This window comes from Pseudomonas sp. AM8 (genome assembly GCF_036346475.1).
GTDB classification, from domain to species: Bacteria; Pseudomonadota; Gammaproteobacteria; order Pseudomonadales; family Pseudomonadaceae; genus Aquipseudomonas; species Aquipseudomonas marginalis.
Window position 1 is genome coordinate 67,003 of record NZ_JAOTNX010000003.1, and the last position, 13,903, is coordinate 80,905.

The 13,903-nt window shown below is 60.6% G+C and carries 15 protein-coding genes; 9 read left to right on the plus strand and 6 right to left on the minus strand.

Features of this window, described 5'->3' with window-relative positions; translation table 11 throughout:
• Nucleotides 1-15 precede the first annotated feature (15 nt).
• The 4 genes from V3W40_RS09755 to V3W40_RS09770 all read left to right on the plus strand — a co-directional run bounded on the left by V3W40_RS09755 (nt 16) and on the right by V3W40_RS09770 (nt 2,854).
• Nucleotides 16-261 (plus strand): hypothetical protein, encoded by a 246-nt coding sequence (locus V3W40_RS09755; RefSeq protein ID WP_015885347.1) that lies wholly within the window; start codon nt 16-18, stop codon nt 259-261.
• A gap of 2 nt (nt 262-263) precedes the next feature.
• On the plus strand, nt 264-1,088 hold the full coding sequence (locus V3W40_RS09760; protein WP_003175519.1) for a mechanosensitive ion channel family protein: 825 nt from the start codon (nt 264-266) through the stop codon (nt 1,086-1,088).
• Between the two features lie 87 nt (nt 1,089-1,175).
• Nucleotides 1,176-1,766, plus strand: a complete 591-nt coding sequence (sigX, locus tag V3W40_RS09765; protein WP_003175518.1) for an RNA polymerase sigma factor SigX — start codon at nt 1,176-1,178, stop codon at nt 1,764-1,766.
• Between the two features lie 107 nt (nt 1,767-1,873).
• Nucleotides 1,874-2,854 (plus strand): OmpA family protein, encoded by a 981-nt coding sequence (locus V3W40_RS09770; RefSeq protein WP_065873888.1) that lies wholly within the window; start codon nt 1,874-1,876, stop codon nt 2,852-2,854.
• A 58-nt stretch (nt 2,855-2,912) separates the two neighbouring features.
• On the opposite strand, the gene cobA is transcribed toward V3W40_RS09770, so the two are convergent.
• From cobA to V3W40_RS09795, 5 genes are all read right to left on the minus strand, one after another.
• A complete protein-coding gene (gene cobA, locus V3W40_RS09775) occupies nt 2,913-3,656 on the minus strand; it encodes a uroporphyrinogen-III C-methyltransferase (RefSeq protein ID WP_065924776.1) in 744 nt (247 codons plus the stop codon).
• A gap of 26 nt (nt 3,657-3,682) precedes the next feature.
• Entirely contained in the window at nt 3,683-5,353 is a 1,671-nt protein-coding gene (locus tag V3W40_RS09780) for a bifunctional protein-serine/threonine kinase/phosphatase (protein ID WP_323146267.1), read from the minus strand.
• Nucleotides 5,353-6,564 carry a nitrate/nitrite transporter gene (locus V3W40_RS09785; protein WP_053132785.1) on the minus strand — a complete coding sequence of 404 codons (1,212 nt, stop codon included), beginning with the start codon at nt 6,562-6,564 and terminating at the stop codon, nt 5,353-5,355. The genes V3W40_RS09780 and V3W40_RS09785 overlap by 1 nt, the downstream gene beginning before the upstream one ends.
• Nucleotides 6,565-7,053: 489 nt before the next feature.
• Nucleotides 7,054-7,629 (minus strand): ANTAR domain-containing response regulator, encoded by a 576-nt coding sequence (locus V3W40_RS09790; RefSeq protein WP_027603690.1) that lies wholly within the window; start codon nt 7,627-7,629, stop codon nt 7,054-7,056.
• A 13-nt stretch (nt 7,630-7,642) separates the two neighbouring features.
• Complete coding sequence (locus V3W40_RS09795; RefSeq protein WP_323147523.1) at nt 7,643-8,869, minus strand: CmpA/NrtA family ABC transporter substrate-binding protein; 1,227 nt, start codon at nt 8,867-8,869, stop codon at nt 7,643-7,645.
• Between the two features lie 306 nt (nt 8,870-9,175).
• Here V3W40_RS09795 and sctC point away from each other — a divergent pair, with 306 nt between their 5' ends.
• The 5 genes from sctC (at nt 9,176) to V3W40_RS09820 (ending at nt 12,922) form a co-directional block, all read left to right on the plus strand.
• Entirely contained in the window at nt 9,176-10,570 is a 1,395-nt protein-coding gene (sctC, locus tag V3W40_RS09800; RefSeq protein WP_330215063.1) for a type III secretion system outer membrane ring subunit SctC, read from the plus strand.
• A 15-nt stretch (nt 10,571-10,585) separates the two neighbouring features.
• The gene (locus V3W40_RS09805; RefSeq protein ID WP_330214948.1) at nt 10,586-10,798 is read left to right on the plus strand and encodes a FliM/FliN family flagellar motor switch protein; all 213 of its coding nucleotides are present in this window, start codon (nt 10,586-10,588) and stop codon (nt 10,796-10,798) included.
• Between the two features lie 166 nt (nt 10,799-10,964).
• Nucleotides 10,965-11,360 (plus strand): winged helix-turn-helix domain-containing protein, encoded by a 396-nt coding sequence (locus V3W40_RS09810; RefSeq protein ID WP_065924771.1) that lies wholly within the window; start codon nt 10,965-10,967, stop codon nt 11,358-11,360.
• Nucleotides 11,353-11,814, plus strand: coding sequence for a transglycosylase SLT domain-containing protein (locus V3W40_RS09815; protein WP_027603696.1), 462 nt, complete (start codon nt 11,353-11,355; stop codon nt 11,812-11,814). The genes V3W40_RS09810 and V3W40_RS09815 overlap by 8 nt, the downstream gene beginning before the upstream one ends.
• Before the next feature lie 85 nt (nt 11,815-11,899).
• Nucleotides 11,900-12,922 (plus strand): quinone-dependent dihydroorotate dehydrogenase, encoded by a 1,023-nt coding sequence (locus tag V3W40_RS09820; RefSeq protein WP_330214949.1) that lies wholly within the window; start codon nt 11,900-11,902, stop codon nt 12,920-12,922.
• A gap of 259 nt (nt 12,923-13,181) precedes the next feature.
• On the opposite strand, the gene rmf is transcribed toward V3W40_RS09820, so the two are convergent.
• On the minus strand, nt 13,182-13,397 hold the full coding sequence (gene rmf, locus V3W40_RS09825; protein WP_002553055.1) for a ribosome modulation factor: 216 nt from the start codon (nt 13,395-13,397) through the stop codon (nt 13,182-13,184).
• Nucleotides 13,398-13,903: the final 506 nt, after the last annotated feature.

A 13,903-nucleotide genomic window follows, 5' to 3' on the forward strand; every position in this document is an offset into this window, starting at 1 on the left:
TTGCGAGAGGTCTTTATGCACGATCCGTTCGAACAGTCTTTGCGTGACATGCTCAATGCCTCGCCGTCCAACCGTGACGACGATGCCTGCCTGGGCCGCGTATTGAAAACCGCTAACCGCCAGGTGGGCGCGGGTGACCTGTTCGGTCTGCTCGGCCGCTGGATGCCGGCGTTGATGATGGCCCTGAACAACGGTTCGGCCCACGTGTCGCCGGTTTCCCGTCGTAAACCTCTTGCTCGCACTGCTGATAAGGCTGATTGAATATGGAACTTGATCTCTGGACCCAGAGCCTGGTCACCGCGATGACCGCATTGTGGACCAAGGTGGCGAATTTCATCCCCAACCTGTTTGGTGCCCTGGTCCTGGTGTTGCTGGGCTTTGTCGTGGCCAAGCTGCTCGACACCCTGCTGTCCAAATTGCTCGCGAAACTGGGTCTTGACCGCCTGATGGCCGGCACTGGCCTGACCAAGCTGCTGGGCCGCGCCGGGTTGCAGGTGCCGATCTCCACGTTGATCGGCAAGATCGTCTATTGGTTTGTTTTGCTGATTTTTCTGGTTTCTGCGGCGCAATCCCTTGGACTTGAGCGAGTTTCAGCTACGCTCGACATGCTGGCGCTGTATTTGCCGAAGGTTTTCGGCGGCGCGCTGGTGCTTCTCGTAGGCGTTTTGCTTGCTCAACTGGCCAATGGGCTGGTGCGCGGCGCCGCTGAAGGGGTGGGGTTGGATTATGCCGCTGGCCTGGGGCGTATCGCCCAGGGGTTGGTGATCATCATCAGTATTTCGGTCGCGATCAGCCAGTTGGAGGTCAAGACTGACCTGCTCAACCACGTGATCGTCATCGTTTTGATTACCGTTGGTCTGGCCGTTGCGCTGGCCATGGGCTTGGGAAGCCGGGAAATTGCCGGCCAGATTCTCGCGGGAATCTATGTGCGTGAGTTGTATCAGGTTGGGCAACAGGTGCGTGTGGGCGAGGTCGAAGGGCAAATCGAGGAGATCGGCACAGTCAAGACGACGGTGCTGACCGATGACGGCGACCTGGTGTCGCTGTCCAATCGGATTCTCCTCGAGCAGCAGGTCAGTAGCCGCTAACCCGGTAAACCCTGCTAATGTACGCCGCCGCAAGCCCGGCTGACCGGGCTGTAGCGGACATTGACCTGACTGTCGGCACGACTTGTTTTGAATAAAGCCCAAACGCTGTCCACGCGCTATGACCCCCGTGAGCTCTCTGATGAGGAGTTGGTCGCGCGCGCACACACGGAGCTGTTTCACGTAACTCGCGCGTATGAAGAATTGATGCGCAGATATCAACGCACTCTGTTCAACGTTTGTTCAAGGTATTTAGGGAACGATAGAGATGCGGATGATGTCTGTCAGGAAGTGATGCTCAAGGTGCTGTACGGCCTGAAGAACTTCGAGGGCAAATCGAAGTTCAAGACGTGGCTGTACAGCATCACCTACAACGAGTGCATCACGCAGTATCGGAAGGAACGGCGAAAGCGTCGCTTGATGGACGCCTTGAGTCTGGACCCCCTTGAGGAGGCGTCTGAAGAAAAGGCGCCGGCACCCGAGGAGAAGGGCGGACTTGATCGCTGGCTGGTGTATGTGAACCCGATTGACCGGGAAATTCTGGTGCTACGATTTGTCGCAGAGCTGGAGTTCCAGGAAATCGCTGACATCATGCACATGGGTTTGAGTGCTACAAAAATGCGTTACAAGCGTGCTCTAGATAAATTACGTGAGAAATTTGCGGGCGAGACTGAAACTTAGTGCGTGGCAAATATCTCTTACGTGTAGGCAAGTTCTGTTAGACTTGTCGCCGAGTTGTCCCCCGGTTTGTGGGACTGCTTTACAATCACCAGATGGGGATTTAACGGATGAAACTGAAAAACACCTTGGGCTTGGCCATTGGTTCTCTTATTGCCGCTACTTCTTTCGGCGTTCTGGCACAAGGCCAAGGCGCAGTTGAAGGCGAGCTGTTCTACAAGAAGCAGTACAACGATAGCGTCAAGCACATCGAAGACGGCTTCAATCCTGGCGCTCGCATCGGTTACTTCCTGACCGACGACCTGTCCTTGAACCTGTCCTACGACAAGACCAACCACACCCGTTCGAACGACGGTACTGGTAACCAGAAGATCAAAGGCGATACCGGCAGCCTGGTTGCCCAGTATCACTTCGGTCAAGCTGGCGTAGACAGCCTGCGTCCATACGTAGAAGGCGGCTTCGGTCACCAGAGCCGTACCAACGTCCAGGCTGACGGCCACAGCGGTCGCGACCAAACTACCTTCGCTACCGTTGGTACTGGTGTGAAGTACTACTTCACCAACAACCTGTACGCTCGTGCCGGTGTTGAAGCTGACTACGGTCTGGACAACGGCAAGTGGGACTACTCCGCACTGGTTGGCCTGGGCGTGAACTTCGGCGGTAACGCTGGCGCAGCTGCTCCAGCTCCTACCCCAGCACCAGCTCCAGAGCCAACTCCAGAGCCAGAAGCTCCAGTTGCCCAGGTTGTTCGTGTTGAGCTGGACGTTAAGTTCGACTTCGACAAGGCCGTTGTTAAGCCTAACAGCTACGGCGACGTGAAAAACCTGGCCGACTTCATGGCTCAGTACCCAGCTACCAACGTAGAAGTTGCTGGTCACACTGACTCCGTAGGTCCAGACGCCTACAACCAGAAGCTGTCCCAGCGTCGTGCTGACGCTGTTAAGCAAGTCCTGGTTAAAGACGGCGTGGCTCCTAGCCGTGTAACTGCTGTAGGTTATGGCGAATCCCGCCCAGTTGCTGACAACGCAACTGAAGCTGGTCGTGCTGTTAACCGTCGCGTAGAAGCGTCGGTTGAAGCTACCGCTCAGTAATTACTGAGATGTAGAAGAAACCCGGCCTCGGCCGGGTTTTTTTTGCTTGGAATTTGCCTCAGGCGCTGACTGCGGCAGCGACATAAGCCGTCTGCTCGGCGGCCGCAACATGGCCGATCACCAGAATCGCCGGGCTCTTCAAGGCAAATGCCTGTGCGTCTTCGTGCATCCGCGACAGCTCACTGCGGCATTCGCGCTGTTGGGGCAATGAGGCGTTTTCGATCATTGCCACCGGCATATCTGCCGCCATCCCGCCTTCGAGCAATTGCTGGCGAATCTCCTCCAGCTTGGCCACTCCCATATACACCACCAATGTCGTCCCGCCCTCGGCCAATGCGCGCCAATTAAGGCTGCTGTCGTCCTGGGTATGGGCCGTGACCAGGGTCACACCGCGGCTGACGCCACGCAACGTCAGTGGAATCGCGCAATTCGTTGCCCCCGCCAGCCCGGCGGTGATCCCGTTGACCAACTCTACCTCGACGCCGCGTTCGCGCAGCCACACGGCTTCTTCGCCACCGCGGCCGAAAATGCACGGGTCACCCCCTTTCAGCCGCACTACGCACTTGCCTTGGCGGGCGTAACGCAGCATCAGGCGGTGGATAAAGTCCTGCGGGGTCGAGCGGCAGCCGCCGCGTTTGCCGACCGTGATCACCCGTGCCTCCGCACAGTGCTCCAGCACTGCGGGGTTGACCAGGTCATCGATCAGTACCACATCGGCTTCGTGCAGGGCCCGTACAGCCTTGAGGGTCAACAGCTCCGGATCGCCAGGGCCCGCGCCCACCAGCCAGACTTTTGCGTTCATGGGTTTTTCCTCGTCTAGAGCTGACGTCAGTTGTGAAAGAGTGAATACAGAAGAATCAGGTTGATCAGCATCGAGACCAGGCCCAAGGTGCGCCAGACCTTCAATGGTTCGCGCTCCAGCAGGGGCCTGGGGCGGATGCTCAGCTCCTGGCGGTCGGCCTGTTCCAGCACCAGCAGCCATTCCTCGGCGGTTTCATAGCGATGCGCCGGCTGTGCAGCCACGGCGCGCTCCAGGCTCAGGGGGAGCCAATCGGGGAGATCCGGGCGATAGCGGCTGGCGCTGACAGCCTGGGCAAATCGAGGCCGTTGGAAGGCTTCGATTTCCCCGTAGGGGTAATGCCCGGTCAACAGGTAATACAAGGTGACGCCTACGCTGTACAAGTCCTGCTGGGCTGTCGGACGGTCGCCATTGAACGCTTCGGGCGCGATAAAGCTCGGGGTGCCGGGCAGTACGTGGGCCCGGTCCTCGGAAAGACCGGGGCAGTAGGCCAGACCGAAATCCAGCACGCGCAATTCACCGTCATCCCCCAGCAGCAGGTTTTCCGGCTTGATGTCGCGGTGAAGGATCTGCCGTCGGTGCAGCATGCCGACTGCGCGCAGCAAACGCTCGGCGACGGACTGCCATTGCGCCAGGGGCAATGGGCCCTGGTGCTGGAACAGCTCGGCCAGGGTTTGCCCCGGATATTCCCGCATGACGTAGTACAAATGCTGGCGCCCGCTGGCGGCGTGCACCTCAGGAAAGGCACGCCCGGCTACCCGTCGCAAAAACCACTCTTCCGACAGTAATGCCTGGCCGGCGTCGCTGTCGTCGTCGCGGCTCAGTGGCAAGGTTTTCAGCAGCCAGGGTTGCTGTTGGGCATCGCGTACCCGGTACAGCAACGACTGCCTGCTTTGCGCCAGCACGCTGTCCACCTGCCAGCCTTCAAAGCGTTGCCCGGATTTCAGTAGCGGTGGCAAGGGCCATTGCTGCAATTGCACCAGGGCGTCGCCGAGGGTGGCGGCGCCAAGCGTGTCGATGCGCACCAGCAAGGCGCTGGCATTGTCCTGGCTGCCCGCCAGGTGTGCGGCATTGACCAGCGTGGTGACCGCCAGGTCCAGGTCGGTTTGTTCGCGCAGGATCGCGCTGATGCTGTGATCGCCCAGGGTGGCCCAGACGCCGTCGCTGAGCAGCAGGAAGCACTCACCTTCGCGCAATTGACCGTCGAGAAAATCCAGCACCAGGTGCTGATCCAGGCCGAGGGCACGCTTGAGCACGTGCTGCATGCCCGGTTGTTCCCACACATGGTCTTCGCTGATGCGCTGCAACTCACCGTCCAGCCAGCGATACGCCCTGCAATCACCGACATGGGCCAGGGTGAAACGCTGGCCGCGAAAGACCAGGGCACTGAGGGTGGTCAGCAACGGCTGGCCGCCGCCATTGGCCTGCAACCAGCGGTTTTGCGCCAGCAGCAAGCGCTCCAATGCCTGTGCCACACCCCAGGTTTGCGGCGTGGCGTAGTAATCCAGGGCCAGGGCCTGCAAAGTCGAGCGTGCGGCCAGTCCGCCGTCGGCGCACTGGCTCACACCGTCGGCCATGGCGCACAGGTAACCTTTGCTCGCCGCCAGTTCCGCTGCGGGGGTGACGACCCGCAGCGCATCCTGGTTTTCCGCCCGTGGGCCGATGGCGCTGGCGTGGGCGACGCTCAGTTGCAGGCTCATCAGACGCGCGCAGCGGTCACTGCGGCCGAACCCCAGGTGGTTCTCCAGCGACGCTTGACGCCATGCAGGCCGAACCAGGCCAGTACGCCCAGGCTGGCGAACAGCCACAAGGCCAGTTGATAGCTGCCGGTGCTCTGCTTGATCGCGCCCATGCCCGCGGCCAGGGCGAAACCGCCGATGCCGCCGGCCATGCCGATCAAGCCGGTCATCACACCAATCTCACGCCGGAAACGCTGTGGCACCAACTGGAACACCGCGCCATTGCCCGCACCCAGGCCGAGCATGGTGCAGACGAAGAGCGCCAGTGCCGCATAGGAGCTGGGCAGGTTGAAACCCACCGCCGCAATGCAGATCGCCGCGACGCTGTACATGCCGAGCAGGGTGCGGATTCCGCCGAAACGGTCGGCCAGGGCGCCGCCCAGTGGGCGCATCAGGCTGCCACCGAACACGCAGGCGGCGGTGTAGTAGCCGGCAGTCATGGGGCTCAGGCCGTATTGGTCGTTGAAATAGCCGGGCAGGGCGCTGGCCAGACCGATAAAACCGCCGAAGGTTACGCTGTAGAAAAACATGAACCACCAGCTGTCGCGGTCGCCCAGGGCCTTGAAGTAATCGGCCATGGACTTGGCTTTCGGCCGCTCGGGTGCATTGCGTGCCAGCCAGGCGAAGACGATCAGCGTCAGGATCAGTGGAATCAGCGCAAAGCCGAACACATTGCTCCAGCCAAACGCCGCCGCCAGCACCGGGGCCAGCAACGCCGCGAACACCGTGCCCGAGTTACCGGCACCGGCGATGCCCATGGCCTTGCCCTGGTGTTCGGCCGGGTACCATTGGGACGCCAGCGGCAGCGCCACCGCAAAGGATGCGCCGGCCATGCCGAGGAACAGTCCCAGCAACAAGGCTTGTTCGTAGCTGTGAATCCCTAGTTTCCAGGCGCCGAACAAGGCGACGATCACAATCACCTGGCCAATCAGCCCGGCGGTCTTGGGCGACAGCTTGTCCGCCAGCATGCCCATCAGGAAGCGCAGCACCGCGCCGGCCAGGATCGGCGTCGCCACCATCAGGCCGCGTTGTTGGGTGGTCAGGTGCAGGTCGGCGGCAATCTGCACCGCCAGGGGGCCCAACAAATACCAGACCATGAAGCTCAGGTCGAAATACAGGAACGCGGCAAACAGGGTCGGGGTGTGCCCGGATTTCCAGAAGCTTGATTTCATCACGCACCTCAACGGTTGGGAGTCTTGTAAGAAGGCCTGGTGATGGAGCCGCCGGCTGAGGCCGCCCCACCGGCCCCGTGCTACCGGGGCCAAAACAAAAAAACGCCGCCACCGGGTTCGCAAGGGCAAACCGGGTGTGCGACGTCTTTGTCGTGAAGGGGCAACCGCCGTTGGTTACCTGTGGTGATTACTTAGCAAGTCCTGCGCCAACATGCCGGCCGTAGCTCCCGTCTTCTCCAGCTCCGCGCAAACCCGTAGATACCGTCTTATCCAACACCGCGCAAATCCGCAGCTGCCGACTCAAGCTCGAGCCGCGGCCGACGCAGCCTCGCCAAGGCTCGACAGCTGCTACGAAAACCAATCCACCTCACGGCCTTACCCCCGTAGCAGCTGCCGAGCGCAAGCGAGGCTGCGTCGGCCGCACTGCCGATTCAAGCTCGAGTCGCGGCCGACGCAGCCTCGCTGGAGCTCGACAGCTGCTACGGATGTTTAACCGAGCAGTTCACTCATGGCGATGATCTGCTCCGCCACCTGGATCAGTTTCTGCTGGCGGCTCATGGCCTGGCGGCGCATCAGGGTGTAGGCCTCTTCCTCATTGCAGGCCTTCATTTTCATCAGCATGCCCTTGGCCAACTCGATGCGCTTGCGCTCGGCCAACTGTTGGTCACGGGCCTGGAGTTGGGCGCGCAAGGCCTGGTCGCTCTCGAAGCGAGCCATGGCCACGTCGAGGATCGGTTGCAGGCGCTGCGCCTGAATGCCTTCGACGATGTAGGCGCTGACCCCGGACTTGATGGCCTGGCGCATCACGTCGGGGTCGTGCTCGTCGGTAAACATTACGATGGGCCGGGGCTGGTCGCGGCTGACCAGTACCACTTGCTCCATCACATCGCGGCCCGGTGACTCGGTATCGATCAGGATGACGTCCGGGCGCACCGTTTCGACGCGCGCAGGCAGGTCGATGGTCAGGCCGGATTCATCGATCACTTCAAAGCCAGCCTCGATCAGCGCTGTCCTCAGGCGGCCGACTTTGCGTGGCGTGTCGTTGATCAACAGGATTCGCAGCATGGACATCCTCCTGTCAGCGCAAGGCTTGGCGGCTGGTAGGGTCCGCCATGGCATGCAGGCGGAAGCTGCGCGCGTAGCCGGCGGGATCCGAGCCGTCCCAGATCTTGCCGTCGATCAGTTGACTGCTGCGCATGTCCTGGCCGTTGTCGCCGAGGCCCAGTGCCTCGGCGGCCTGACGATACAGCGCCAGCTGTTGCACTTGGCGCGCAACGCCGAGGTAATCAGGGTCTTCGCGCAACAGGCCCCAGCGTCGAAACTGGGTCATGAACCACATGCCATCGCAGAGGTAGGGCAGGTTGACCTCGCCATCGGCAAAAAAACGCAGGGCGTGGGGGTCCTGCCATTGGTTGCCCAGGCCGTCGTCATAGGCGCCCAGCAAACGCGGCTCGATGCAGTCGAGCGGGGCATCGAGGTACTCGCGGCCACTGAGCAATTGTGCGGTGGAGCGGCGGTTTTCGGTGTTTTGCTCGATAAAGCGGCTGGCCTCGAGGATCGCCATCACCAACACGCGGGCGGTGTTGGGGTACTGGTCGACAAACGCCTGGGTGCAGCCGAGCACCTTTTCCGGATGGTTCGGCCAGATCGCCTGGGTGGTCGCCAGGGTAAAGCCCTGGTGTTGCTTGACGGCACTGGCGCACCAGGGCTCGCCGACGCAAAAGCCATCGATACGCCCGGCCTGCAGGTGCGCGAGCATTTGCGGGGGCGGTACCACGACGCTGTCCACATCCTGTAGCGGATGAATGCCTTGGCTCGCCAGCCAGTAGTACAACCACATGGCGTGAGTGCCTGTGGGAAAGGTCTGGGCGAAAGTCAGTTTTGTTCGGCTTTGGTGCACGTGGCGGTCCAGCGCCTCAGGAGTGACCACGCCCTGCTGTTGCAGGCTGCGGGACAGGTTGATGCTTTGGCCGTTCTGGTTCAGCCCCATCAAGACTGCCATGTCGGTAGGTGCGACGCCGCCGATGCCCAGGTGCACGGCATAGACCAGCCCGTACAGGCTGTGGGCGGCGTCCAGTTCGCCGCTGACCAGTTTGTCCCGCAGGTTGGCCCATGAAGATTGGCGCTTGAGGTTGAGGGTCAAGCCATAAGGCTGGGCGAAACCTTGGGTCGCTGCCACCACCAGGGATGCGCAATCGCTCAAGGCCATGAAGCCCAGGTCAAGGCTGCTCTTTTCCGGGGCATCACTGCCGTTGACCCAGGCCAGCGGGTCGTTCGTCGGGCTGTTGCCAACCGAATCGTTCATCAACACCTACCTTTTCTTTCACAAAAAAGCGTCGTTCCCTCAGATGGCGATGCAAGGCCATTGCGGGTAACGACGCCTTTGTCCGTAAGCCCGCTCCGCCGTTGGTGCGCGCCTTGATACGGAGTCCGTAGCAAGGCACATGCCACGGGCCGATGGGCGCCGCCAGCCGTCAACTTTTCATCAAGATTGAAACTCGGCTGCCTCTCAGTATGGCCGCTTCTTACTGCCAGGCCGCCCAGGAAATCCCAGGTGTACGCTCACTTTTCCGTAACAACTCCCTGTCTCTGGCTGCTGCTTGCCGCGCTGATGCTGGGAAGTGCCGGTGCCCGGGGCGAAACCTACCAGGCGCAGGACGAGAGCCTGCATACCGTCTTTACCGCCTTGTCCGTGCCCATGGGCCTGCCCATCGTCGTGAGCGGTGAAGTGGCGCGCATACGCATCAGCGAGGTCATTGACCTCGCTATGCCGCTGCACGCCCTGGAGACGCTTGCGTTGCAGTACGGCTTGATCTGGTACAGCGATGGCCAGGCGCTCTACCTCTACAACGCCAGCGAGGCAAAACGTTCGGCAGTGGTGCTGCGGCATATATCTGTCGAGCGGTTTCGTGGCCTCATGCGCCGTTCGGGTCTTGATGAGACGCGCTACCCCCTGCGCGTGAGCGGGGCACACACATTCGATGTATCCGGGCCACCTCATTATGTCGACCACGTTTTGCGCCTGGCCCAATTGATGGATCGCGAGCGTGCTGAATTACAAGTAGGTAACCAGGCGTTTGCTGTCGTTCAGGTACTCAACACCCACGTGGCAGACCGCGGCTATGTCATGGGTGACGAAAAGGTCACGGTGCCGGGAATCGCGTCGACGATCGAAACCCTGTTGGGTTCTGAACAGAAGGGACCGCTGGCCGACAAGAACCTGGTGGTGATCGCATACCCGGATACCAATAGCCTGCTGATCAAGGGTAAACCTGCGCAGTTGGGGTTCATCGAGCGCCTGGTGGCGGAGTTGGACGCGCCCAAGCGGTCTATCGAAGTCTCGCTATGGATGGTGGACGTGGACCGTGACGAACTGAAAAAGCTGGGCTTTGACTGGGACAAGGATGGGAAGGCCCAGGCCACGCGCATTCTGGAGCCGATGGACGATAACCGCGTGATGGCGCAAATCGCCACGCTGGAGCGCCGGCGGCGAGCAAGGGTGATGACGTTGCCGGTGATTCTCACCCAGGAGAATGTGCCGGCCATGTTCCAGGATAACCACACCTTCTACCTGCCTGCTCCCGGAGCCGACCATGCTGATTGGAAGCCCGTGCAATACGGCTCCCAGGTCAGCGTACTGCCGCGTTTTGCCGAAGCGAACCAGATCGAGATGCTGCTCCATGTCGAGGATGGTCGACAATTGAGCCAGGCGGGGCGGCGCGGCAAACCGACCGCGGTCGGACGGGTGAGTGCCAGCAGTGTGGTGAGGGTCGCGCAGGGCAAGCGCCTGTGGCTGGGAGCGTTCAGCCGTGAGGCGCATGAGCCGGGACGCAGCACCGCTCCAGCCGGCCCGGCCAAGGTTCGCCTGTTTGTCATTCAGGCCCGGGCCGCGGGTAGCGAGTTGAAGGCGTTGGCCACAGGCGTGGGCGCACCACCGTTGAGTGCGGCGCAATACGAGCGCGTGCAACGTGCGTTTGTACGCCCGGGTCGCGATAGCTCTCCGTGAATAAGGTGTTGACCCATGCATTTGGAAATTCTTCTACAGGAACAACTGATCAGCCGCAGGCGCCTGGCAGCCTTTGCTGCTGGAAAGGTGCTGCCATTGTCGCCGGGCATCATCCACTGCGTGGAAGTTCGGGTTAATGGCCGGTTGCTCGCATTGGGCGAGTTGGTGCAACTGCAGGATCGGTTGGGTGTTGAGTTGCACGAGGTCTATAAATGGGGGAGCGCCTGACGTATGTGGGTGAAGTGTCTTACAGGGTGTTGCTAAAAAGCGTCGGCTGTATGGGGTTTTTCCTAGCGTGGGCTGCAAGGTGGTTTTTTATAGTCGTGATGTGGGCACAAGAGCCAGTACTGGAACATAAGGACTTCAATGTCAGTAGTCGGATGTCGAGGTAGATATGGCCGTCGTGAATGATGAGTTGACGACGTCCCTGCTCTTTTCCCAGTGGACGCTGCATGGCGATGGTCGCCTGACCGGCGACGGCAGCGACGTCCAGTTGCCACCCAAGGAGCTGCATGTTTTGCGGCTGCTGTTGGTCTCTGGCGGTGTACTGATGACCAAGGATCGTTTGCTCGAGTTGGCCTGGCCCCAGGGGGAGGTCGCCGAGGAGTCGCTGACCCGTTGCATTTATTCGCTGCGCAAGCATCTTGGCGCTGACAAAGGCTTTATCAAGACCATTTATGGTCGCGGGTATCGCTTTACATGCCCGGTGAAGGCTGAGCGAGCAGGGCCCGGGCCTATGGATACCCTGCCGCATGTGTGTTCGGCCTGTGGACAAGTCAGTCATGGCTGAGTTCTGGCGCCGGCTGCTGTGGCTTGGCCTGGTGACGAGCGGCAATCAGGCACTGGCCTATTGCTGGGAGGAAACCGCCCATCGCTACGATATCGAGCCGGAGTTGCTACAGGCTATCGCCGCCGTGGAGTCGGATTTTCGCCCGGATGCGATGAACTACGCCAACGGTAACGGCACACGGGATATCGGCCTGATGCAGATCAACAGTATCCATTTGCCTCGCCTGCTCAAGCTGGGTATCACCGAGGAAAGGTTGTTGAGTGAGCCTTGCCTGTCGGTGGAAGTCGGGGCGTCCATACTGGCCGAGTTTATCCAGCGCTTTGGCTACAACTGGACGGCGGTGGGGTCCTACAATGTCGGGCCCGGCTCCGGCCCTGAGCGCGACGCGTTGCGCATGCGCTATGCGGAAAAAATCTGGGCACGTTATGAGGCCCTGGTACAGCAACGCTACTGACGTTTGGGCGGCGCGCCTCGCGTGCACCCCGCCACCCCGCTATAATCGCCGCCACCTTTCGCCGCCATCCGAGTCTAGCCCGCCCATGTATACCCTGGCCCGCCAGCTGTTGTTCAAACTCTCCCCGGAAACCTCCCACGATCTGTCCCTGGACCTGATCGGTGCCGGTGGCCGCCTGGAGCTCAATGGCCTGGTATGCAAGGCGCCGGCGAAAACGCCGGTGTCGGTGATGGGGCTCGACTTCCCCAACCCGGTCGGACTGGCTGCCGGCCTGGACAAGAACGGTGCGGCCATCGATGGCTTCGCGCAGTTGGGTTTCGGTTTTGTGGAGATCGGCACCGTGACGCCGAGACCGCAACCGGGCAACCCCAAGCCGCGTATCTTCCGCCTGCCGGAAGCCGAGGCGATCATCAATCGCATGGGGTTCAACAACCTGGGCGTCGATCATCTGCTGTCGCGCGTCGAGGCCGCAAAGTACAAGGGCATCCTCGGCATCAATATCGGCAAGAACTTCGACACGCCGGTCGAGCGCGCAGTGGATGACTACCTGATCTGCCTGGACAAGGTCTACGCCCACGCCAGCTATGTCACCGTCAACGTCAGCTCGCCCAACACCCCGGGCCTGCGCAGCCTGCAGTTCGGCGATTCGCTCAAGCAACTGCTCGAAGCCCTGCGCCAACGCCAGGAAGACCTGGCCGTGCGCCATGGCAAGCGTGTGCCGCTGGCAATCAAGATCGCCCCGGACATGAGTGACGAAGAAACCGTGCTGGTGGCCCAGGCCCTGGTGGATGCGGGCATGGATGCGGTCATCGCGACCAACACCACCCTCAGCCGTGTCGGCGTCGAAGGGTTGGCCCATGGCGATGAAGCGGGCGGCCTGTCGGGTGCGCCAGTGCGTGACAAGAGCACTCATATCGTCAAGGTGCTGGCCGCTGAGCTGGCCGGGCGTTTGCCGATCATCGCGGTGGGCGGCATCACCGAAGGCAAGCATGCAGCCGAGAAGATCGCTGCGGGTGCCAGCCTGGTGCAGTTGTACTCGGGTTTTATTTACAAAGGCCCGGCGCTGATCCGCCAGTCAGTGGATGCAATTGCGGCCTTGCGCGTGTAGGAGCGAGGGGGACGCCTAGTTCTTGCTCGCGAAGAACGTCAACGATAGCGCTGCGCATCTGGCTTAACGCGGCGCCCTCGGGTTCTTCGCGAGCAAGAACTAGGCGTCCCCCTCGCTCCTACGGTAGTCCTCATTATTCTCAGGCCAATAAAAAGGGCTCCTTAAGAGGAGCCCCTGGGCCGAAGCCCGCCGCCTGGATAGGGCGTGCGTGGTTAAGTCGTTACATATTCGTGGTGGTGTCGGAATTAAATGCCCTTGATTAGCCGACGGCGTGAAGTTCGTTGAGTCTGTGGATTCCCGCAGTGCCAGTCATACCGTCCCAGTTGTCGCCGCGTCCTTCTCGCCAGCCGTTGATCCAGGCTTGGCGTACCGACGGTAGAGTAAATGGGCAAAGCTCACGGGATTTGCCATGAACGCCATATTGATATCCGCGTAAAAATGCTCTTTCCAACGGATCACGCTTAAGTCTTCTCATAGGGTGTTTCCCTCACTTGTTGACTGTCTTGATATCCTTCGGCCTCGTCTGAGGCCGGGCAGAGTTTTTCTGCCGTTGGTGGGCTCGCTGCCGGCGTGGCGAGCCTAGGTGTCGGCGTCGTTACGGCGCCAACCTGTGTTGAGTTCTAACCAATAGGTCACATGGATTCAATGATCGTTTTGTCATAAGCACGTAACGATAACGATGCTATAGCCATAAGCTGGGATGGCTTTTCGCCCCATTTGTTGGGCAAAGCCAGCTATGATGCACCCTGCAAAGAGGATGGGTTTAATCCTTTAGTGAGAATGTCCTTCTGTTGCTGTCGGTTATTATTCGACGAAGGGTCGGAATATTTCTTTTTGTTGCGTCAAATTCTCTCTCTGCCCCGTCAATAAAGGCTCCAAGGCCCGTCAGACGGGGTGGAACGGCACATTCGTGCCACGCGAGCACTCTTCAAGAAAAGTGCTTGATTGAAAACCGAGCCGGCGATGCGTCGCCCGTTCACT